This is a genomic window from Proteus columbae (assembly GCF_002777965.1).
GTDB classification, from domain to species: domain Bacteria; phylum Pseudomonadota; class Gammaproteobacteria; order Enterobacterales; family Enterobacteriaceae; genus Proteus; species Proteus columbae.
Genome location: NZ_NGVR01000008.1, coordinates 269,496 through 290,256, shown reverse-complemented (window position 1 = coordinate 290,256; position 20,761 = coordinate 269,496). Strand labels below are relative to the sequence as shown.

Sequence of the window (20,761 nt, the reverse complement as noted above, 5' to 3'; positions counted from 1 at the left end):
GTTTGTCAAGAATAGCCATAATCCCGCGTTTAAAGGACTACCATAATGGAAAGTAAATATAATCAACTTATTGAGCAAGCCTGCCGTTTTATTGAAAAAAATAACGGTGACGTGTCGCTTACCTCTATTGCAGAGCATGTTATGGCAAGCCCATATCATTTCCATCGCTTATTTAAATCAACGATGGGGATCACACCAAAAGATTATGCTAATGCTTATCGTCAAAAATTAATAAAAAAAGCGTTAGTTCAAGACGGCAGTATTACAGATGCGATTTATCAATCAGGCTTTAATGCTAATAGCCGTTTTTATGAAAATGCAACAGCAATATTAGGTATGACACCAACGAATTGGCGTACGGGTGGTAAGAATATTGCCATCTTTTTTGCTATCGCTCAGTGCTCTTTGGGAAGTATTCTTGTAGCACAAAGTGAAAAGGGGATTTGTGCCATTATGTTAGGGGACGATGCAGAGGTGTTATTAGAAGATTTGCAAAAACAATTTCCTCTGGCCGAATTAATTGGTGCAAATGAAGAATTTGAGCAAGTCATTGCACAAGTCATCGGCTTTATTGAATTACCCAAACAACCCTTATCTTTACCTCTTGATATCCAAGGTACTGTATTTCAGCAAAAAGTTTGGCAGGCATTATTAGATATCCCTTTTGGTAGCACTATGACTTATCAAGAAATTGCTAACAAAATTGGAGTGCCTAAGGCATATCGAGCAGTCGCTAATGCTTGTGCCGCTAATAAACTAGCTGTTGCTATTCCATGCCATCGTGTTATTCGACAAAATGGTGAATTATCTGGTTATCGTTGGGGGATTGAGCGTAAGGCTAAGTTACTTCAGACGGAAGCTTTAAATGACATCTCTATGGGTAAAAAGAAATAAAAAAGAGTTATTGTATGATAAGATAATCAGCAACTTATCAATAAATTTATGAGTCAATATTATGTCGGCAATACCAACAGAAATTACTTTTTTTGAACGTTTAATACCTTCCATTCTTGAAGGAAAAAAAGTGATTACTATCCGAGATGAAAGTGAAAGTGATTACAAACCGGGAAGCATTGTTGAATTATTTGCTAATGAACATCGTACTCATTATGGAAAATTGAAAATCATAGCGGTATCGTCTCTACGTTATGACGATATTAATGAGTATCACGCGCAGCAGGAAGGCATGACACTTCCAGTGTTGAAAGCACTTATCAAAGATATTTATCCGACAACACAATCTTTATATCTTATTGAATATCAGTTAGTAAAATAAGAACAAATAAAAAAGGATCACATCGTGATCCTTTTTACTTAAACAAAACCTTATCAATCTTATATCAATTTAAGTGCTTGCTTTAGCTGGCTAATTTCTAATTTCCATTGCGCCTGCAAAGCAGGTTTTTGATGGTTAGTTTTACGCGCTAAATCAGCCTCTAATTTCTCTTCTAGCTCAATTAACTTAAAGAGTTTTTCATCATCATGTGAATCTAATGGAACTGATGAGATATTCTGCAAATTATTGAGTTTATTCTCTTGCTGAATTTCTGGTATTTCCTCTTCAGTAATAAGCTGATAAATCGCTTCAATATCATGGTGCTCTATTAAAATACCATTATGAATATACCAAAAACGATTACAGCTATTTTCAATCAATTCTCTATCATGGCTAACTAATAAGACACCACCAGGAAATTGGCTAATTTGTTCAGCTAATGCCTTTTTGCCTTCCATATCAATATGGTTTGTAGGCTCATCCAACATTAATAAAGAATAGTTTGCTAAACTCAGGCCAACAAACAATAAACGTGCTCGTTCGCCACCACTTAATGTACTCACTTTCTGTCCGTGGCGAGTATAAGCAAAACCAGCACTAATAAGTGCCATTTTTCTCTGTTCATCCGTTAATGGCGCAAAGGGTTTTAATGCATCAGAAAGGGTATCATTATCAACTAATTGAGCAATTTTTTGATCGTAATAACCCAATTCAACTCGAGGATGCAACTTTATTGCATTTTGTTCACTTATATCAACTAAACTAAGTGACCAAATCATCTTTAATAATGATGATTTACCTGTTCCATTAGCGCCAATTATTGCTACTCGATCACCACTTTTTATACGCTGATTTTCAACTGTATATAAAACTGGTGTATTTTCAGCAGGAATAACAGCAAGTTGATTTAATTCGCAGAGTCTGTCGGCACGTAATGTCGTACCAGAAAACTGTAATACCCACTGATTTCCAGACGTCACTTCAGTTTGTTCATCTTTTAAACGAACAATATGTTTTTCCATCTGTTTGGCTTTACGAGATAAATTCTCGTTATCATAAACGTGCCCCCATATTGCAAGTTGCTTCGCACTTTGGGCTATTCTATCTATCTCTTTTTGTTGTGCATCATAGCGATGTTGCGCACTGATATCTTGCTCTTCTTGTTCAACTCGAGCTTGAGAGCAGGGTAACCGAAAGATAGATAGCGATTTATCACGAATAATCCATGTACAATTCGTTACGTTGTCTAATAGCGTATTATCATGTGAAACCAGAATGAAGCTACCACGCCACTGTTTTAAAAAGGTTTCCAACCATAAAATGGTGGGTAAATCGAGGTGGTTACTTGGTTCATCAAGTAATAATAAATCAGGCTCAATAATTAACGCTCTCGCTAATAATAAACGAGTGTGTTGACCACCACTTAATTGTGAAACAAGTAGATCTTTTTCGTGAAGTTTAAATCCCATTTCACTTAGCAATAACTCAGCTCGCCAGCCTTCAGATAATCTGTATTCTTCAGGTAATTTATGAAGTACAGCATTCATTAAAGTCATTGACTGTAATTCAGTGGGTAAGTGTTGTTCTATATATGCCATAACCGTTTGATTAGCAACGGAAATAACACCTGAACTTGGTAATAATTGATGTGAAAGTAATTTTAATAAAGTACTTTTCCCACAACCGTTATAACCAATTAAACCAATCTTCTCACCTTTAATCAGTGCTAAAGAAATATCGTTTAATAATAAACCGTGATTATTATGGAAAGATAGATTTTGTGTAGATAATAAAGTGCTCATAGCTTACTCATTTTTAGGCATGACAATGCCTTGGGTAATATCAAGCGATAACCCTGTAAGCTGAGGAGAGGTAATAGTTAACGTCGCTCAGGCAGGTTAACGCAGTAAAATACTGTGAGAGCCTGAGCTGTGGCGATTACCAAAGAAGTGTGAGTATTCAATAAGATCACACAAAAACATAATTAGCCTCCTTCTCTAAGTTTAAAAGTTAATCGGTAGTGTAATTCTACCAAGATAGATTTCTGATATGCAATCCTGTAAGAAGAACAAAAGGTGTCATTTTGTGTGAAAGCCCGCTATTTAAGCGGGCTTAAGATAATTGTGAACAAATAAAGAACAATTTCTATTTGCCGTAAATTTATAGAATTACTCTATTGTGCTGTAACAGGTAAATGTTTTCGTAGTTTAATTGCTATCAACAAAATAATAAGTCCTTTTTTCTCATGATAACGGATCGCTGAAGAGGCGATACCAGTTGCTTTTACAACTTCGGTAATATCCATTTCAATCGGTTGTTTTACATCAGCCATGGTGTTTACCTTATACCAATAGAATTGTTATCGTTATTGAGTCGTTATATCTTGAAATAGTGACGTTTAAACACTCTAAATCATAGAATTTCATCATTTTATCGTAATTTTTCGCAGATAAGAACTATCTACCTACATTGGGGGTTTTTATCATGATATATTGCTACCTATTCGCTATAGCTGTCCTATAAAAGGTTAGAAAATGAGTAAATTAAGAGTCGCTATTATTTTTGGTGGTAAATCCACAGAGCATCAAGTTTCATTACAGTCAGCAAAAAACATTATTAATGAATTAGATCGAACGAAATTCGACCTTTGCTTAATCGGTATTAATGAACAAGGTCAGTGGCATGAATATTCAGAAACTGACTATTTACTAAATAGCGATAATCCTAAAACTATTTCATTAAGCAAACCTTTAAGAGCGGTTGCTATTATTCCTGGTAGTGTAAAAAACCAATTTGTTTCACTTGAAGATGGTCAGGCATTACCTCAAATTGATGTTGTATTCCCAATTGTCCATGGCGCGTACGGTGAAGATGGGACACTTCAAGGCTTATTACACATGATTGATATGCCTTATGTAGGGCCAAATATCATGAGTTCAGCAGCTTGTATGGACAAAGATATTACTAAACGCCTACTTGATGGCGCAGGATTAGCAGTTGCACCATTTATTACCATCATGGCGCATCAGATTAATGACATTCCTTACAACGAAATGGTTCGTCAATTAGGACTTCCTTTATTTATTAAGCCTGCGAACCTAGGTTCTTCCGTAGGAATAAGCAAAGTTAATAATGAAGAAGAATTCAATGCTGCATTAGAAATGGCTTTTGAATACGATCTTAAAGTGATTGTTGAAAGTGCTATTGTAGGTCGTGAAATAGAGTGTGCTGTTTTAGGTAATGAAGATCCAGAAGTTAGTCCTTGTGGTGAAGTCGTATTAAACGATGCTTTTTATGCCTATAACACAAAATATATTGATGAAGATGGTGCTAAAGTTATTGTTCCAGCGGTAATGGATGAAAATACGAGTTTGCATATTCGTCAAGTTGCATTAAAAGCATACCGTGTTCTTAATTGCTTAGGTATGGCTCGTGTGGATGTGTTCTTAACACAGGATAATCGTGTTGTGATTAATGAAATAAACACACTGCCTGGTTTTACCAATATCAGTATGTATCCAAAATTATGGCAGAGTGCAGGTTTAAGCTATCAATCATTAATTACTAAATTAATTGAGTTAGCACTAGATCACCATAGAAAAACGGCCATTTTAAAAACGAAGTGTGAATTTTAATTGATGTATAAAAAGTGAGAGCTTGATGAAAATTACACACCTTGATCACTTGGTGTTAACGGTTGCCGATATTCAGATAACCTGTGATTTTTACCACCGCGTATTAGGCTTTAACGTTATTACGTTTAAAGAAGGACGCAAAGCACTCACTTTTGGTTCTCAAAAAATAAATCTTCACCAAGTAGGAAAAGAATTTCTTCCCAAGGCCGCAAGACCAACCGCAGGTTCAGCTGATTTGTGTTTTTTAACACAAACACCATTATCAGAGATTATCGAGCATTTAAATCAGCAAGGTGTAAAAATAGAAGAAGGGCCTGTTCCTAGAACGGGAGCAACTGGCGCTATTATGTCGGTTTATTTACGTGATCCTGATAATAACTTGCTTGAAGTTGCCAATTTAATTGAAGAGTAAAACACGCTAAACAACCTTATTTAGCGTGTTTTTTAGTTTTTAAAATATGGATCCCTTTACTAGAAGAGTTTGCGCTTCATCTGCTCTATCTTGCATAGATTGAAGTAACCAATTTCCTTGGCTTTCTCCCACACCGGCTTTATCCCATGTATACACACCAATGCCAGCATCCAGCAAACTATTAATTAATGGCAAATATCCACTATTTGAAAAGCGATCTTGAGCACCATCACCATGAACCAAAATAGCGACTGCTTTTGTATTGTTCTGATTCGGTAAAATTAATGTCCCAGATAAAATGTCTTTTTTAGAAGAAAAACTAATCGGTGTTATCGTGGATGTATGATCACCCAATTCAAAATCAGAATACTGACCAGCACTAATGATAATCACAAAAATAAGTGTGATTAACCCTAAATAAAACCAAATTGATTTGAAATATTTTTTCATATCTTGAAAAATCCACCATGGGCATAGACCCGTGAGTATTATAAATAAATCATTTATAACTGTATTTATATAATATGTATTAATTAGACTGATTAGTCTAATTAATTGAAGTGATTTTATTAAAATTTGCTTAAATAGGAACTGGTAAGATGAGTTTCTTGTTGAAGTAAAATTTATTCAATACAAAAAAACAAACAATAGAATATGACTACTATTTCACTTAATTTTTTTACAAATGACATTTATTGTTAAAGAAAAAAGATATTGAGTTATCATTTTTTTAAATTTTTATTAAATAAGTATTTTCTCTAAATAAAATATCAGTATAACTACTCAAGGTTAAATGTTGCTATCTAAATTGGATTATCTAAAATAGAGCGCTTTTGCGTTGTCTTCACGTAATTGTCATATAAGAAATATTGCTAAAATGATAAATAGCTTACTTTGTTTTTATCTTTTAAATTAAGTAGTAAAGGAATGAAGTAAATATCTTTAGCGATGTTTTTAATCAAAAAATGGACGGTGTGATGAAAAAACTTATCCTATTCGGTGCAATATCTGGCGGTATACTATTTTGGTCTATACATTTACAAGCAGATAATTTTGATTGTCGAAATGCGGCGACTCAGACTGAAATTAATCAATGTGTATATCAAGATTTTCAGCAAAAAGATGAAGAACTTAACCATATTTATCAACAATATTACGCCAAGTTAGATGGTGGTCGAAAAGATCAGCTTAAGCAAGCCCAGTTAGTTTGGGTTAATTTTAGAGACCTCTCTTGCCAATATGAAGCTGACTATTATCAAGGTGGTAGTTTAGCACCAATGGTATATAGCAGTTGTTTAAAACATAAAACAAAAGAAAGAATTAGCGATCTTAAAAATTATATTGCTCTATATTAAAGCGAAAGGTTAAATCTAAAAAATATAACCACTAAAAATATATTCTTTTTATAATAGTCAAATAATTATCGTGATTACCATGAAAATAATTTATAAATAATATAAATGTAAATTTTGTATTATTTTGAAACATAAAACACCTTGACTAATCACTGTTACAAAGTAGTCTGATGCGCAAGTAATAAGCAAAAAAGAAGTGAATACAATGAATAATATATTAAAACTTGGGCTAGGATTACTTTTTTTATCATTACCATTTGCTTTAACAGCAGCAGATATTAAACTCGAATATGGAGTAAATCTTATCGATTTTAATGGTGATGGTGTTCCTGATGTTGTCGTTAAATCTAGACGAGCATTAAATGATTCAACCTCTGTTGATCTGGCAACTGTTTATATCAAAGGAAGAGATCAACAGGTTTATATTGTTCCGTCCATATATGCTAACGCTTTGAGTCTTTTTAACAATAAGATTAAAGGTACAGATATCACCATCTCTGATTTCAAATTTATTGAGAAAAAAAATCACGTCGTATTGCTAAGTGCTGAAAAAGTAGGAAACAACCTACAAAAAAACACTCCAATCCGCTTTTCAAGTTATTCTATTTCAGAAAATAAGAAGGGTGATGAAATCCAGTTTAAATGGCAATTTAATAGTTATTGTGTAACTGAATCATCTTATCTTAGCGTAGAAGATGCGTATTCTGATAATTGTATAAACAAAATTATTAATGAATAAATCTACAATTAAATAACAAACACATCATATTATGATGTGTTCTTTTTTGTTTTATAAAACAATGTATTGTGAAAATATAAATAATATTCCTTTCTTTATATGCACTGGGTACTTGTATCATTTCTTGTTCCTTGTTATTAATCTACTGTTAGGATATTTCTTAATCAAAATGATTTTTATGGCGCTGTTTTATCAAAGTCTGTTTAAGAGGGAGATATGAAGGAAATTATTACAGGTTTACTTCTAGCCTCAATATCACTATTTACAGTGTCTTGTTCACAAGAAGATACACATAGAGTAAAAGTGGCAATTAACACAGGGCCTGATCAAGTGATTTGGGATGAAGTAATTCGTTTAGCGAAATTAACTGAAGGGTTAGATGTTGAGATTGTTGCTTTCAATGATTATGTTCAGCCCAATAAGGCATTGAACGATAAAGAAGTTGATGCGAATGCGTTTCAATCAATTCCTTATCTTCAAGCTCAAATAAAAGAGCATGGCTACCAATTTCATATTGCCAGTAAAACGTATATCTTTCCTTTAGCCGCATACTCTAAAAAAATTAGCGATATAAATGAATTAAAGCCTGGTGATGTCGTTGCAATTTCAAATGAAGTTAGTATGAAAGGGCGTGCACTTTTATTACTAGCAGAAAATCATCTTATTACTCTTAATGATAATGTTGGTTTTACACCAACAGTAGATGACATTATCTATAACCCAAAAGAAATCACTTTTGTTGAAATCGACACCCCCAAGCTTACTGAAGCATTAAATGATCCAAATATCACAATGGCTATCATCAACAATAATTTTTCATCTCAAGTTGGGCTTATTGCAACTCGTGATGGATTGATCTTAGAAAATAAAAACTCACCTTATGCTAATGTTATTGTTACGCGTGAAGATAACAAAAATGATGAAAATATAAAGAAACTGGTTTCAGTTCTGCATTCAAGACAAATCGAGTTAAAATTTAAAGAAATGTATAAAGGTGATGCTGTAAGAGCTTGGTAATCTCCCTTAACTTAAAGGTAAAAAGAGGCTCTCATTCTTTTTATCTTTAAGTTTTTCCTACTGCTTTTTCCTTCTTTTTAACTAGAATAATCAACTTTTATTTAATCAAATTACCTTGATTAAATATCACTCAACAAATAGAACCTTTTATTTAACGTTATTTTTATGTTTGAACTCGCTATTTTTATATAACTACTGGTTTTTATTCTATATAAAACAATCTAACAACATGAATTTTTTTCAGTATGATAAAGATCCTTCATTAAACATAAGAAATAAAAAAAATGACTGACTCTCAACTGAAAAAACAATATATCGGCGAGCATAAACTATCACCAGAAACACTAATGATGAGCTATGGCTATGATCCATTACTCTCTGAAGGTTCAGTTAAACCACCTGTATTTTTAACATCCACCTTTATTTTTAAAAGTGCTGAAGAGGGTAAAGCTTTTTTTGATACCGTAAGTGGTAGAAAACCTTTACCAGAAGGTGAAAAAGCAGGTTTAGTTTATTCTCGCTTTAATCAACCTAATAGTGAAATTGTTGAAGACAGACTAGCTGTTTATGAAAATACGCAATCCTGTGTATTATTCTCATCAGGAATGTCCGCAATTACCACAACATTAATGGCATTAACGCAGCCCGGTGATGTTATTTTACATTCACAACCACTTTATGGCGGAACTGAGACATTAATTGCCAAAACACTTGCTAAATTTGGGATCCAAGCCACACCATTTACTGATGGGCTAAACCTTTCACTGATTCAAGAACAAGCAGATAAAGCCAGCCAAAAAGGACGTGTATCCGTTATTTTTGCAGAAACTCCTGCAAACCCAACTAATTCATTAGTAGATATTGAAGCATTAAAAAACGTTGCTGACCAATTAGAAAAAGCACAAGGCTACCGTCCTATTATTGTCTGTGATAACACATTACTTGGCCCTGTATATCAACATCCGATAGAACAAGGTGCTGATATCTCGGTCTACTCTTTAACAAAATATGTTGGTGGACACTCAGATTTAGTCGCAGGTGCCGCAATGGGCTCTCGTGAACTTATTAATCAAATTAGATTATTAAGAGGAGCAATAGGGACACAACTGGATCCACATTCTTGCTGGATGTTAGGCCGTTCTTTAGAAACATTACAAATTAGAATGGAAAAAGCCAATCAGAATGCATTATTAGTTGCAGAGTTTCTGCGTGATCATGAAAAAGTAAAAGCAATTCATTATTTGCCTTTTGCTGATAAAAATTCTGTTGAAGCTCAGGTTTTTGCTAAACAATGTACAGGTGCGGGATCAACTTTCTCATTTGATATTGTGGGTGGAGAAAGTGAAGCTTTCCGTTTTCTTAATGCAATGAAAATTTTTAAACTTGCAGTAAGTCTGGGAGGAACGGAATCTCTAGCATGTCATCCGGGTTCAACAACGCATTCGGGTGTACCAATAACATTACGACATAACATTGGCATTCAAGACACCACTATTCGTTTATCTATTGGGATAGAAAATCCACACGATTTAATTGCTGATCTCTCCCAAGCATTAGCAAGTGCTTAATTAAATTGCCGTATTAATATTAAAAAACACCAGATAATGTAAATTTCACAATCTGGTGTTTTGTTTTAATAGGTCTGTTTTTGGATTTCAACCCATTCATCTTTAGTTAAGTGGCAAATATTTTCAACTTTCACTTCATCTAAAAATTCCGCGTACTGCTCTTCTATAACGTGATGGAATTTAAATCCACATTTTTCTTGTGCTTTTCGTGATTTCTCATTATCAGCGAAATAGCCACACCATAAATTATCTAGTTCTAGTGTTTCAAAGCTATGCCGACTGATTTCTTTTACGGCTTCAGGTATTAAACCTTTACCCCAAAATGGAACGCCTATCCAATAAGAAACTTCAGCATCATTATCCCCAATCGGGAAATTACTCTCATTTGCGAAAGATAATCCAACCAAGCCGATGGCAAGATCGTCATCAATTAACGTAACAGCATAAACTTCATCACGCATAAATATAGTGCGAATAATTTCGGTACTTTCTTCAACACTTTTATGTACTGGCCAACCTGCAATTGGGCCAACGCGTTCATCTTTTGCATATTGATACAAACTTGACGCATCAGAAAGTTTCCATGGGCGTAGTATAAGTCTCTCTGTTTTTAATGTTTTCATTTCAATAACTTCTCTTAATTTTTAAATATTCTGCAATTTATCTTACGTTTTTAAGATGTGTGTATTCTAAAGAAAACGACTAAAAAACCGAATGTCATAAAAAAAGAATTTAGTCGTAAAGAAAAGCTTTGCTGGCAGTTTTGGGAATTGATTGGAAAACATTGTTTAGAGCATAGAGAAGTGGCTTTTTATGCAAATCAGCTAAGTATTACACCGTTTTATTTATCGCAAATAACGAAGCAGTTCTTTAATGATGCACCTAAAACCTTGATTAACCGTCAGGTTATTCTTGAAATAAAAGCATTATTAATGCACACTTCGCTTTCGGTAAATGAATTATCAATGAAGCTTCATTTTGATGATCCCTCTTATTTATGTCGATATTTTAAACGAGAAACAGGGCATTCTTTATCAGGTTATCGTAAACAACATCAACGACAATAAGACAGATGATATTGTACTTAACTCAATCTTGAAAAGAAAAAGTAGATACTGATAAGTCATCAGTTTTCTATCTATAACTCAATAAAAAGACACCTTAGTATCTTTTTATTGAGCAAAACTAAAGTACAATCGTTCTTCTTTTACTGGCATTCATACCTTGGATCATACAAAACCAAGCCAATGCAGAAATCACCATTAAAATAGCGAATAAAGAGGCTGGTGGAAACTCAGTTAAAATAAAACCACTCGCAAGTGGATTAAGCGCTGCACCTAACCAACCGAGTGACTGTGCCGAAAAATAACTGGCTTTCATTCCTAACGGGGCAATATTATCAATCATCATATACTCACCAGGTGCATAAATTAATTCACCAAAGGTAAACACAGCGATAGCTAGTGCCCAAAAGATTAAATTATCGCCAGCAAACATAAAACCAATTAAGCCCAGCATAAAAAATAGCGTACCCAGCGTCATTAATTTACGAAGTCTTTCGGCTGTAACATGCTTACCGACAATATATTGTAGAGAGACAACAATGGCTGCGTTTACAGGTAATACAACCGCAATAACAGACTCTGCTAATTTTGCATCGTAAACCACTAAAATATATTGTGAAATACACGATGCAAAAGAGCCAAATGTTAATGTACCGAAAAAAGTAGAGAGCACAAACCAACTTAATGCTCTGTCTTTTAACATTATTTTCGGATCCCACTTCACACTATTTTCTTCACCAACATTTATTGCTTTAGAACGCTGAACAAATAACTGGATCATAAAAAGTGGAACACTGGCAGAAATAGCTGCAAGCCAAAACGGTAATTGTGTTCCATACATTAATAATAAGGTGCCAATAGGTGGGCCAACCGTCCACCCCATATTAATAAAGGTATAGTTTAGAGAGAATATTTTAGGTTTCGCTGAAACTGATAAAGTTTCAGAAAAATAGGCCTTTAACACGGTTGAAAATACTAAATAAGAGCAGTTAATCACCGAGAAAAAGATAACGACTAAAACCGTACTATGGATCATAGGTATTGCAGCAAATCCAAAGATAAACGTTATAATAGATAGCAACATATAACGTTTTTTCTCAAATTTATCAGCCAGCATCCCAAAACCAAGGCTGAAAAAAATACCAGTTGTTAATGCAATAGACATGGCAATACCAATATCATCAACAGGTAATTGATACTCCCGTGACAAATAGATCGCCATAAACGGTAATGTTGCACCTCTTCCTATTGTAAGAAGAAGTGATGAAAATAGCAGAGCAGTTGTTGAGCGTGTTTTTTTTGAGAACATATTATCTTTATTCTAATTATTTGTATTTTATGAAGTGTTTTATAATTTGCGCGATTTTTTTACGGGTGAAAAAAGAACAAATTCGCACTGTATATTAATACATGACTTGGTAATTACTGTATAGCTTAAAGTTAGAAAAAAAGCTCTTTTTGATCTTGTTTTTTTTCTTGCTGATCTTGTAGTAATGTTTAATTATCCCATTTTTGATAATAGTGTTTATCAAATTCCTCTCTATCAACACATTGCTATTTTTTCTAAACTGAACCAATCACTGTTTTATTTACCGCATTAAATCTGAGGTCGTTATGTCTTTTATTCATCTTGAATTTGAAAAACCTATTGTTGAATTAGACGAAAAAATAGATGCATTGCTCACCTTTAAGCAATCTCAAGATGAACCAACAGGTATTAATTTAGATGAAGAGATCGCACGTTTAAGGCAAAAAAGCCTTTCGCTGACAAAATCTATTTTTACTGATTTAGGTGCTTGGGAAATTGTGCAACTTGCTCGTCATCCTATGCGCCCATATACCCTTGACTATATTAAAGCAGTTTTTACTGATTTTCAGGAGTTGGCAGGTGATAGAGCTTACGCCGATGATAAAGCGATTGTTGCGGGTTTAGCGCGTTTAGACAAAATGCCAGTCATGGTGATTGGACAGCAAAAAGGGCGTGATACAAAAGAGAAAATTCTTCGCAATTTTGGCATGCCATCACCTGAAGGTTATAGAAAAGCATTACGTTTAATGAAAATGGCGGAGCGCTTTCATCTACCCGTCATTATTTTTATTGATTCTGCTGGTGCTTATCCAGGTGTCGGTGCTGAAGAACGAGGACAAGCAGAAGCTATCGCTCGTAATATTCTTGAAATGTCGCGATTAAAAACACCTATTATTTGCACTATTACTGGTGAAGGATTTTCAGGAGGTGCGCTAGCTATTGGTGTTGGTGATAAAGTTAATATGCTGCAATACAGTACTTATGCCGCAATTTCACCAGAAGGGTGTGCTTCTATTCTATGGAAAAGTTCTGATAAAGCGCCAATTGCGGCAGAAACCATGGGAATGACAGCACCTAAATTACAATCATTAGGTATTATCGATGCCATTATTCCAGAGCCATTAGGTGGCGCTCATCGTGATCATCAACAAGCTGCAGAATTTCTTAAACAACAGTTATTAACTGACTTAGCTTTATTAAAAAGCTATTCAACCGAGGAACTATTAGATAAACGCTATCAAAAACTTATGTCTCACGGTTACTGTTAATTATTAACGAGTGAAAAGAAAATGAATGATACACTGCCTATATTGAGTAATAGAAATACAGTAGGCAGTGAATTATTTATGCAAATCGATCTTAATTTATTACGTATTTTTTCTGCCGTAGCAGAGCAAGGGCAATTTGCAGCCGCAGCTCGGCTATTATCTATGCCTACCTCAAATATCAGTCGTGCAATTAAGCAGCTTGAACAGCAACTTAATTGTAAACTTATTGATAGAACAACTCGAAAGATGCGCCTTACTGAACAAGGCAAAATACTCTATCAGCAAGGAACAAAGACCTTAACTGAATTAGACAATGTTGTAAGTAATATCACCAGTGATGGGCCATTAACGGGTACTTTCCGTTTAACTATTCCGAGTGAATATGGTAGTGAGCTACTTGGTGATATTTTGGCTGATTTTGCTGCACTTCATCCTAATTTACTTATTCAATGTGATACCCAATTAATGCCAAGAAATATCATCGATGATGATATTGATTTGCTGTTAACTTTTCATCGTGGAAATTTGGCGGATAGTAGCTATCACTCACGCTTAATTAAATCATGGCGCAGTATTGTTGTGGCATCTAATAAATTATTAGAAAAAACAGGAGTACCGACACATATCGAACAATTAAGCAAAATGCCTTGTATTTCTAGCTTAAGCGCACTAGAAGGGCAACCCTGGATATTTATGGATAAAGATAAAAAACCGATCAGAGTAACCATTAATAGTAATTATCGAGTAAACAGTGCCATATTGGCAAAATCAGCAGTATTAAAAGGTTTGGGATTTGCCATTTTAGCTGAGCATTGTTGCCTTGATATGATTAAAGAAGGAAAGTTACGAGCTATCGAGTTTCCTCAACAACCCGCAACGATTAATTTAGTGGCAATATATGCAACCCGAAGCACGCTTTCACGTAATATTGAGTCTTTTCTTGAATTTTTAACTCAGCGTTTATAAACATTAATCTGTAATTTGTTGAGTAAGTGCCTTATGTTTTGCTTTAACAGGAAAAAGCACAATAAATAAAGTCACAAAACATGAGATCCCCGCAGTCGCAATTGCATAAGCGAACCCCGAATTAAATGCCTCTGGCAATAGAGTGACAAATTCTTTGTCTAAACCATTTGTCACATTTTCAGTCACCAAACTAACGATATCGATATAGTTTACAGATATTCCCAATGCCTGACTTTGGATCACCATATAATGAATTGCTTGTTGCACCATCAATGTACCTAATAAAGCAATTCCCATTGTCATACCAGTTTGTCTTAATGCATTCATGGTTGCTGACGCCATACCAGAACGAGATGGTGGCACACTTTTCATCACTAAAGCACCTATTGCAGGTGTTGATAGCCCCATTCCAGCACCTAATACAAAGAGGTAACCTCCTGTTACTCCATAGTGACTATTTGTTGCTAATGTCGCTAATAAACAAGAAGAAATAGCGATAAATAAGAAACCACAGATCATGAGTTTTCTTACTGAGAAATATGAAGAGAGTCGTCCAAAAGACATAGAAAACAGTGCCATTGCAATAAATTCTGGTGCCATTCTCCAACCCGTTTCTAATGCACTCCAGCCTTGTGCTTTTTGCAAAAAGAAAGCGATAAAAAATACATTACTGTATGTAGCAAAACCCAAGGTAAAAGAAGAAAGGTTATATTGAAAGAAAGTGCGATCTTTAAATAAAGCTAGTGGTAATAAAGGGCGCTCAACACGTTTTTCTATCATTAAGAAAAGGACAAGAAATATAATTCCCACAATCAGCGTTGATATCGTTCTATAATGTGACCAACCCACAGAGCCTGCTTCAATTAAACCATAAGTTAGTGATCCTAATCCCAACATACTGGTTAATTGGCCAAAGGGATCTAAAGCAACATTTTCAGGATCAGCACTCTCACTTAATCCATACCAACCTAATAAAACGGTAATGATGCCAATAGGAATATTAATAAGAAATATACTTGCCCAACCACTCACATGAACTAAAACACCACCTAAAATAGGGCCAATGATGAGTGATAATGCACTAATAGAAGACCATATTCCGATGATACGAACCCGTTCAATATCAATAGGAAAAGCATGAGTAATTAAAGACAATGCGCCCGGAATAAGTGCCGCTGCAGCAATACCTTGAATAATACGTCCAAGAATTAATATTTCATGTTGCTGTGCAACCGCACAAATTGCTGAGCCTAACGTGAAAATAATCACACCCCATAACCATACCTTTTTTCGCCCAAAGCGATCACTTAAAGGGCCTGATGACAAAATACAGGCTGATAAACAAAGTGCATAAGCATCAACAATCCACTGCAAGGTCGCCATATCAGCATGTATATCATTTTGAATAGTCGGTAGAGCCACATTCACGATACTAATATCGAGAGTTGCCATAAAAGTACCTAAACAAATGGCACAGATAAGTGACAGTCGTTTTAAATAAGTCATAAGCTTTATTGCCTTAATGATGAATAATAATGGCATAATAATACTCGACCGACCGTCGGTCAATTATTATTGATAATGAGTTTCATTTGTCATCATTGTGACTCGCTTTAATATAGAGTACTCTTTACAAGCGACTTTGAGGGAGATAAGCAATGTCATTAGAAGAACAAACAACAGATAAACCGAGAACAAAACCCGCAGAGGTTCGTTTAGAAGAGTTAATGAATGCCGCAGAAGCGTTATTTCTTGATAAAGGTTTTGATGCCACAACCGTTAGCGATATCGTAAAAAAAGCAGGGGTAGCAAAAGGAACGTATTATCACTATTTTTCTGCTAAAACAGATGTTCTTGATGCGCTCAGAACTCGTTATATGGATTGGTATTTAAATAAAATAGATAACGCAATGGACGCCTGCTCACAACAAGATCATCGTGAAAAATTAAAACAATGGTGTGAAATCAGCGTTATTGCTTATGTTGAGAAACAAGAATTACACGATATGCTTTTTCATCAAGTATTTCATCAAAGCAGTAATATTCATGAAAATAGAGCATTACAGCAAATTCAAACACTGTTAATTTCGGGTACAGAAAATAAAACTTGGCACGTTACACAACCGGAATTAACCAGTACATTGATTTATCATGGTATGCATGCTGCTGTTGATAATTTAGGCCATAGCGAAGAATATACCGCAAAAACATTAGGTAACATGTTATATCAGCAATTTACTCAATTACTAAAATAAACGAAACCTTATAGTGACACTGTCACGTCATTAGGTTTCTAAAAGAGAAAAGGGTAATAATGATTACCCTTTTTATGTATACAGAACGTGAGTATATTATTTAGCTGAACACTTCGTGTATTTTGATGAAAAAACACACAATAAAGCGGATGCAATAAACAATATAGCAATAAGTAATATTGAATCTAATCCGTAATTATCAACAAGTAAACCGCCTAAATAAGCGCCTAATGCAATAGCTAAATTAAAAGTTGCAATATAAGCAGAACTTCCTAATACAAGAAAGAGCGTGATTAATAATCCTAAAACTAACTTTGTATTTTTAAACTGGACAAAAAAAGCTTTAGTGTGTGAGGACGTTGAGCCTGGCAATGAAGGCAAACAAATAAACATTAATACCAGTACTGCGAATGAAAATAGCCCCATAACAATAAAAGCACCACGCCAACCTAGATATTCACCAATAAAAACGCCAATAGGAATACCCAATACCGATGCAGCGGCAATAATGGCAGGAATAACAATCATAAAACCAGATATTCCCGTAGATATGCCAAAACTATCCCTAATGGGATTTAATAAACCCACTGGCTTGATTTTATTGAAAAGCAATGGCAGGGAAAAGCGATATGGCAAATAACATAATCACAGGGATCATAGTTGAAAACGAGATATGCAATGGCGAGGCTTATTTGAATAAACCTCGCTATATTTTATTTATTTTGCCGAAATACGTAGGCTGTTTAATAAAGTATCTAATGTTGATTTATAGAGTCTAAAAATAAACCTGTGGTAGAAATGTCAGGAAACTATAATCAAATAAGAATGTAAAAACCCATTTATCAAAATTTAAAAAGGCTTGATAAATATTATCAAGCCTTTTTTTGTTAATTACTTTAACTCTATTATGAAATTAAAATGTTATGAAATTAAAGTGTAACGCCTTTTTTCGCTAAGAACTCATCATAAGTACCTTGGAAATTAGTTACTTTTTCAGGCGTAATTTCAATAATACGATTTGCTAATGAACTCACGAACTCACGGTCATGAGAAACAAAAATCAATGTACCTTGATAAAGTTCTAATGCCATATTCAGTGATTCGATAGATTCCATATCTAAGTGGTTAGTTGGTTCATCCATAATCAAAATGTTTGGTTTTTGCATCATCAGCTTACCAAATAACATTCTGCCTTTTTCACCACCGGATAAAACTTGAACTGATTTTTTCAAGTCATCTTGAGAGAACAGTAAACGACCTAATACGCTACGTACAGATTGCTCATCGTCTTCTGGTTTCATCCATAAGCTCATCCAATCAAACACCGTCATATTGACTTCAAAATCAGTTGCATGATCTTGTGCATAATAGCCAATGTTTGAGTTTTCAGACCATTTTAAACGGCCTGTATCGGGTGTTAATTCACCGACTAATGTTTTGATCATCGTCGATTTACCCACGCCGTTATTACCTAAAATGGCAACTTTTTCGCCCACTTCAAGCATCATATTGACGTCTTTAAATAGCGGGGCATTACCATCATAGCCTTTAGAGATATTTTCCACTTCAAGCGCATTACGGAATAATTTTTTCTCTTGTTCAAAGCGAATGAATGGGTTTTGGCGACTAGATGCTTTAACTTCAGCTAATTGAATTTTTTCAATTTGTTTTGCACGAGAGGTTGCTTGACGTGATTTAGATGCATTAGCGCTAAAGCGACTTACGAAAGATTGTAATTCACTAATTTGTGCTTTTTTCTTCGCATTATCCGCTAATAAACGCTCACGAGCTTGGGTTGCAGCAAACATATATTCATCATAGTTACCCGGATGAACAGCAAGCGCACCATAGTCTAAGTCAGCCATGTGCGTACATACCATATTTAGGAAGTGACGATCATGGGAAATAATGATCATGGTACTGTTACGTTCATTTAGCGTTTGCTCAAGCCAACGAATGGTATCAATGTCCAAGTTATTCGTCGGTTCATCCAGTAACAAAATATCAGGATCAGCAAACAGAGCTTGTGCAAGTAACACACGCAATTTCCAACCCGGAGCCACTTCACTCATAGGGCCATTATGTTGTTCTAATGGGATACCTACGTTTAGCAATAATTCGCCAGCACGAGATTCAACGGTATAACCGTCCATTTCACCAAATTTCACTTCAAGATCGGCAACTCGTAAGCCGTCTTCTTCGCTCATTTCAGGTAAGCTATAGATACGTTCACGTTCTTGCTTCACTTCCCAAAGTTCAGTGTGACCCATAATCACCGTATCAAGCACAGTAAACTCTTCATAAGCAAACTGGTCTTGTTTTAGTTTACCAAGACGTTCATTAGGATCGAGGAATACGTTGCCGCTACTTGGCACTAAATCGCCACCTAAAATTTTCATAAAGGTTGATTTACCGCTACCATTGGCACCGATTAAACCATAGCGATTTCCGCCACCGAATTTGACAGAAATGTTTTCAAACAGTGGCTTTGAGCCAAACTGCATAGTGATATTATTGCTGATTAACAAGACGAATACTCATTATTAGTGAATGACAAAAGGTAATGGGGCGACATTATGCCACAAGTTACCCCTATTAAGACAGTAAAGTGACGAATGTCTGTTAAGGAATTTTGGCTGTAAGAGAAAAACTCATCATATTGTGAGTTATTGCCCATAATAAAAGTAAGAAAAAGAGATAACGTAAATACGCTATCTCTTAATGGTGATCTTAACTTGAAGTTTAATATATTTACCGCGAGTGCAACTACTTGGAAGGTACTAAACCCGGTTCAACCACTGCATAAACTTGGTCATTTAGAAGGTCGGCCTCAAGAAGCTGAGCCACTAAACGCGCAACATCTCGACGGTTAACTAAACCATGAGTCTCTTCATATTGATAAAGCTGAGCCTTACCCGTTTCTTCACCATTAAGTAATCCACCCGGTCTTACTATTGCATAATCAAAACGACTGGTTTGTAACCATACTTCAGCCAATGATTTTTCTCTTACGGCTTGACCAAACGCCACCTTTGCTCTGTCAGATAAGGCTGTCCAACTATCACCACATCCTAAAGATGAAACCATTAACATACGTTGAAAACCCATGTTCTCCGCAGTATCAATCACGGTTCGATGAGCTAAATAATCATTTTCACCGCCCATTGTGGAAATAATGTCGGCTTCTTTTCCTGCCAATGTTAAAACAGCTTCAACAGCCTTAGCATCAATCGCATCGCCAATAACTGTTTTTATCCCTTTTTCTTCTAACCGATTAGCAGCCTCTTCGGAACGGACTAAAGCCACAATAGGGCGTTGTTGTGTAACACCAATATCTGCAATATGTGCGCCAACACCTTTACCGCCAGCGCCAAAAATAACCCATGTTTTCACGCGCAATTATTCCTTATTTAATTGTTGTGCTAATTGACGGAAGGCTGATAATTGCTCTGGTAATAATTGACGATGTTCGTCTCTGCCAAGGAAAATCTTAAACATTGCAACGCCTTCATGATTGAAAAATAAGATAGAGGCGGTATCCATACCCATAAATTTACGCTCGATCATCGCAATATATTGGCAATTTTCAGCTTTAATATGGCCTGTCATTCCTTTTTTACCACGTAAGTTAAAATAGCCATGACGATGAAAACCACTTGGCAATTCACCGCTAAATTCTAAAATAACATCTTGAGTATGCACAAGCGTGGTGACATTACCCCATTTCATCACGTTATCCCACACTATATCGAATTGCTCACCACTCATTAATGAGCGTGATGGTAAATGTCTCACAACATCTAACAAGGTTGTATCAAATTGCGTTGCGATAGTTTCTAGTGTTCCATCAGGTTCGGTCATTAAAAATTGTTGTAACTCTATATTCATGATGTTATT

At 35.1% G+C, this 20,761-nt stretch carries 22 protein-coding genes; 12 read left to right on the top strand and 10 right to left on the bottom strand.

The window, feature by feature from the left end; all coding sequences use genetic code 11:
• The first annotated feature begins 45 nt into the window (after positions 1-45).
• Together ada and yqfB are read left to right on the top strand one after the other, a co-directional pair.
• Complete coding sequence (gene ada, locus CBE70_RS03710) at positions 46-894, top strand: bifunctional DNA-binding transcriptional regulator/O6-methylguanine-DNA methyltransferase Ada (protein ID WP_100158255.1); 849 nt, start codon at positions 46-48, stop codon at positions 892-894.
• Positions 895-955: 61 nt separating this feature from the next.
• Positions 956-1,276: a N(4)-acetylcytidine aminohydrolase gene (yqfB, locus tag CBE70_RS03705; protein WP_100158254.1), complete on the top strand. Its 321-nt coding sequence runs from the start codon at positions 956-958 to the stop codon at positions 1,274-1,276.
• 59 nt (positions 1,277-1,335) lie between these two features.
• Here yqfB and CBE70_RS03700 read toward each other — a convergent pair whose 3' ends face one another.
• Both CBE70_RS03700 and CBE70_RS18340 read right to left on the bottom strand, forming a co-directional pair.
• Complete coding sequence (locus CBE70_RS03700; protein WP_100158253.1) at positions 1,336-3,078, bottom strand: ABC-F family ATP-binding cassette domain-containing protein; 1,743 nt, start codon at positions 3,076-3,078, stop codon at positions 1,336-1,338.
• A gap of 371 nt (positions 3,079-3,449) precedes the next feature.
• Entirely contained in the window at positions 3,450-3,608 is a 159-nt protein-coding gene (locus CBE70_RS18340; protein WP_198585685.1) for a MerR family transcriptional regulator, read from the bottom strand.
• Positions 3,609-3,810: 202 nt separating this feature from the next.
• On the opposite strand from CBE70_RS18340, the gene ddlA reads away from it, so the two are divergent.
• Together ddlA and CBE70_RS03685 are read left to right on the top strand one after the other, a co-directional pair.
• The gene (ddlA, locus tag CBE70_RS03690; protein WP_100158252.1) at positions 3,811-4,911 is read left to right on the top strand and encodes a D-alanine--D-alanine ligase; all 1,101 of its coding nucleotides are present in this window, start codon (positions 3,811-3,813) and stop codon (positions 4,909-4,911) included.
• Positions 4,912-4,936: 25 nt separating this feature from the next.
• On the top strand, positions 4,937-5,323 hold the full coding sequence (locus CBE70_RS03685; protein WP_100158251.1) for a VOC family protein: 387 nt from the start codon (positions 4,937-4,939) through the stop codon (positions 5,321-5,323).
• Between the two features lie 39 nt (positions 5,324-5,362).
• Here the strand turns inward: CBE70_RS03685 and CBE70_RS18455 are convergent, their stop codons facing one another.
• A complete protein-coding gene (locus CBE70_RS18455) occupies positions 5,363-5,773 on the bottom strand; it encodes an alpha/beta hydrolase family protein (protein WP_100158250.1) in 411 nt (136 codons plus the stop codon).
• Between the two features lie 527 nt (positions 5,774-6,300).
• Here CBE70_RS18455 and CBE70_RS03675 point away from each other — a divergent pair.
• The 4 genes from CBE70_RS03675 to CBE70_RS03660 all read left to right on the top strand — a co-directional run bounded on the left by CBE70_RS03675 (position 6,301) and on the right by CBE70_RS03660 (position 10,002).
• Positions 6,301-6,678, top strand: a complete 378-nt coding sequence (locus CBE70_RS03675) for a lysozyme inhibitor LprI family protein (protein ID WP_232797341.1) — start codon at positions 6,301-6,303, stop codon at positions 6,676-6,678.
• Positions 6,679-6,883: 205 nt separating this feature from the next.
• Positions 6,884-7,417 carry a carbapenem self-resistance protein CarG family protein gene (locus tag CBE70_RS03670; protein ID WP_100158248.1) on the top strand — a complete coding sequence of 178 codons (534 nt, stop codon included), beginning with the start codon at positions 6,884-6,886 and terminating at the stop codon, positions 7,415-7,417.
• A gap of 216 nt (positions 7,418-7,633) precedes the next feature.
• Positions 7,634-8,434 (top strand): MetQ/NlpA family lipoprotein, encoded by an 801-nt coding sequence (locus CBE70_RS03665; protein WP_100158247.1) that lies wholly within the window; start codon positions 7,634-7,636, stop codon positions 8,432-8,434.
• Between the two features lie 284 nt (positions 8,435-8,718).
• Positions 8,719-10,002, top strand: coding sequence for a cystathionine gamma-synthase family protein (locus CBE70_RS03660; RefSeq protein WP_100158246.1), 1,284 nt, complete (start codon positions 8,719-8,721; stop codon positions 10,000-10,002).
• A 65-nt stretch (positions 10,003-10,067) separates the two neighbouring features.
• Here the strand turns inward: CBE70_RS03660 and CBE70_RS03655 are convergent, their stop codons facing one another.
• Positions 10,068-10,625, bottom strand: coding sequence for a GNAT family N-acetyltransferase (locus CBE70_RS03655; RefSeq protein WP_100158245.1), 558 nt, complete (start codon positions 10,623-10,625; stop codon positions 10,068-10,070).
• A 57-nt stretch (positions 10,626-10,682) separates the two neighbouring features.
• On the opposite strand from CBE70_RS03655, the gene CBE70_RS03650 reads away from it, so the two are divergent.
• Positions 10,683-11,069 carry a helix-turn-helix domain-containing protein gene (locus CBE70_RS03650; protein ID WP_100158244.1) on the top strand — a complete coding sequence of 129 codons (387 nt, stop codon included), beginning with the start codon at positions 10,683-10,685 and terminating at the stop codon, positions 11,067-11,069.
• Positions 11,070-11,187: 118 nt separating this feature from the next.
• On the opposite strand, the gene ydeE is transcribed toward CBE70_RS03650, so the two are convergent.
• On the bottom strand, positions 11,188-12,375 hold the full coding sequence (gene ydeE / locus CBE70_RS03645) for an efflux MFS transporter YdeE (RefSeq protein WP_100158243.1): 1,188 nt from the start codon (positions 12,373-12,375) through the stop codon (positions 11,188-11,190).
• A gap of 305 nt (positions 12,376-12,680) precedes the next feature.
• On the opposite strand from ydeE, the gene accA reads away from it, so the two are divergent.
• Both accA and CBE70_RS03635 read left to right on the top strand, forming a co-directional pair.
• Positions 12,681-13,643: an acetyl-CoA carboxylase carboxyl transferase subunit alpha gene (gene accA, locus CBE70_RS03640; RefSeq protein WP_100158242.1), complete on the top strand. Its 963-nt coding sequence runs from the start codon at positions 12,681-12,683 to the stop codon at positions 13,641-13,643.
• A gap of 78 nt (positions 13,644-13,721) precedes the next feature.
• Positions 13,722-14,609 (top strand): LysR family transcriptional regulator, encoded by an 888-nt coding sequence (locus tag CBE70_RS03635; protein ID WP_100158336.1) that lies wholly within the window; start codon positions 13,722-13,724, stop codon positions 14,607-14,609.
• Positions 14,610-14,612: 3 nt separating this feature from the next.
• On the opposite strand, the gene CBE70_RS03630 is transcribed toward CBE70_RS03635, so the two are convergent.
• Positions 14,613-16,115 carry an MFS transporter gene (locus CBE70_RS03630; protein ID WP_100158241.1) on the bottom strand — a complete coding sequence of 501 codons (1,503 nt, stop codon included), beginning with the start codon at positions 16,113-16,115 and terminating at the stop codon, positions 14,613-14,615.
• Between the two features lie 152 nt (positions 16,116-16,267).
• Here CBE70_RS03630 and CBE70_RS03625 point away from each other — a divergent pair, with 152 nt between their 5' ends.
• A complete protein-coding gene (locus CBE70_RS03625; protein WP_100158240.1) occupies positions 16,268-16,864 on the top strand; it encodes a TetR/AcrR family transcriptional regulator in 597 nt (198 codons plus the stop codon).
• 96 nt (positions 16,865-16,960) lie between these two features.
• Here CBE70_RS03625 and CBE70_RS03620 read toward each other — a convergent pair whose 3' ends face one another.
• The 4 genes from CBE70_RS03620 to hutX all read right to left on the bottom strand — a co-directional run bounded on the left by CBE70_RS03620 (position 16,961) and on the right by hutX (position 20,752).
• Entirely contained in the window at positions 16,961-17,392 is a 432-nt protein-coding gene (locus CBE70_RS03620; RefSeq protein WP_100158239.1) for an MFS transporter, read from the bottom strand.
• A gap of 401 nt (positions 17,393-17,793) precedes the next feature.
• Positions 17,794-19,392: an ABC-F family ATPase gene (locus tag CBE70_RS03615; RefSeq protein ID WP_100158238.1), complete on the bottom strand. Its 1,599-nt coding sequence runs from the start codon at positions 19,390-19,392 to the stop codon at positions 17,794-17,796.
• Positions 19,393-19,630: 238 nt separating this feature from the next.
• Positions 19,631-20,257: an NAD(P)H-binding protein gene (locus tag CBE70_RS03610; protein ID WP_100158237.1), complete on the bottom strand. Its 627-nt coding sequence runs from the start codon at positions 20,255-20,257 to the stop codon at positions 19,631-19,633.
• A 6-nt stretch (positions 20,258-20,263) separates the two neighbouring features.
• Positions 20,264-20,752 (bottom strand): heme utilization cystosolic carrier protein HutX, encoded by a 489-nt coding sequence (gene hutX, locus CBE70_RS03605; RefSeq protein WP_408633993.1) that lies wholly within the window; start codon positions 20,750-20,752, stop codon positions 20,264-20,266.
• Between the last annotated feature and the right edge of the window lie 9 nt (positions 20,753-20,761).

Bases quoted from the DNA above. Each gene is read 5' to 3' on its own strand.
- ada (WP_100158255.1), top strand. From the start codon at position 46: ATGGAAAGTAAATATAATCAACTTATTGAGCAAGCCTGCCGTTTTATT.
- yqfB (WP_100158254.1), top strand. From the start codon at position 956: ATGTCGGCAATACCAACAGAAATTACTTTTTTTGAACGTTTAATACCT.
- CBE70_RS03700 (WP_100158253.1), bottom strand. From the start codon at position 3,078: ATGAGCACTTTATTATCTACACAAAATCTATCTTTCCATAATAATCAC.
- CBE70_RS18340 (WP_198585685.1), bottom strand. From the start codon at position 3,608: ATGGCTGATGTAAAACAACCGATTGAAATGGATATTACCGAAGTTGTA.
- ddlA (WP_100158252.1), top strand. From the start codon at position 3,811: ATGAGTAAATTAAGAGTCGCTATTATTTTTGGTGGTAAATCCACAGAG.
- CBE70_RS03685 (WP_100158251.1), top strand. From the start codon at position 4,937: ATGAAAATTACACACCTTGATCACTTGGTGTTAACGGTTGCCGATATT.
- CBE70_RS18455 (WP_100158250.1), bottom strand. From the start codon at position 5,773: ATGAAAAAATATTTCAAATCAATTTGGTTTTATTTAGGGTTAATCACA.
- CBE70_RS03675 (WP_232797341.1), top strand. From the start codon at position 6,301: ATGAAAAAACTTATCCTATTCGGTGCAATATCTGGCGGTATACTATTT.
- CBE70_RS03670 (WP_100158248.1), top strand. From the start codon at position 6,884: ATGAATAATATATTAAAACTTGGGCTAGGATTACTTTTTTTATCATTA.
- CBE70_RS03665 (WP_100158247.1), top strand. From the start codon at position 7,634: ATGAAGGAAATTATTACAGGTTTACTTCTAGCCTCAATATCACTATTT.
- CBE70_RS03660 (WP_100158246.1), top strand. From the start codon at position 8,719: ATGACTGACTCTCAACTGAAAAAACAATATATCGGCGAGCATAAACTA.
- CBE70_RS03655 (WP_100158245.1), bottom strand. From the start codon at position 10,625: ATGAAAACATTAAAAACAGAGAGACTTATACTACGCCCATGGAAACTT.
- ydeE (WP_100158243.1), bottom strand. From the start codon at position 12,375: ATGTTCTCAAAAAAAACACGCTCAACAACTGCTCTGCTATTTTCATCA.
- accA (WP_100158242.1), top strand. From the start codon at position 12,681: ATGTCTTTTATTCATCTTGAATTTGAAAAACCTATTGTTGAATTAGAC.
- CBE70_RS03635 (WP_100158336.1), top strand. From the start codon at position 13,722: ATGCAAATCGATCTTAATTTATTACGTATTTTTTCTGCCGTAGCAGAG.
- CBE70_RS03630 (WP_100158241.1), bottom strand. From the start codon at position 16,115: ATGACTTATTTAAAACGACTGTCACTTATCTGTGCCATTTGTTTAGGT.
- CBE70_RS03625 (WP_100158240.1), top strand. From the start codon at position 16,268: ATGTCATTAGAAGAACAAACAACAGATAAACCGAGAACAAAACCCGCA.
- CBE70_RS03620 (WP_100158239.1), bottom strand. From the start codon at position 17,392: ATGATTGTTATTCCTGCCATTATTGCCGCTGCATCGGTATTGGGTATT.
- hutX (WP_408633993.1), bottom strand. From the start codon at position 20,752: ATGAATATAGAGTTACAACAATTTTTAATGACCGAACCTGATGGAACA.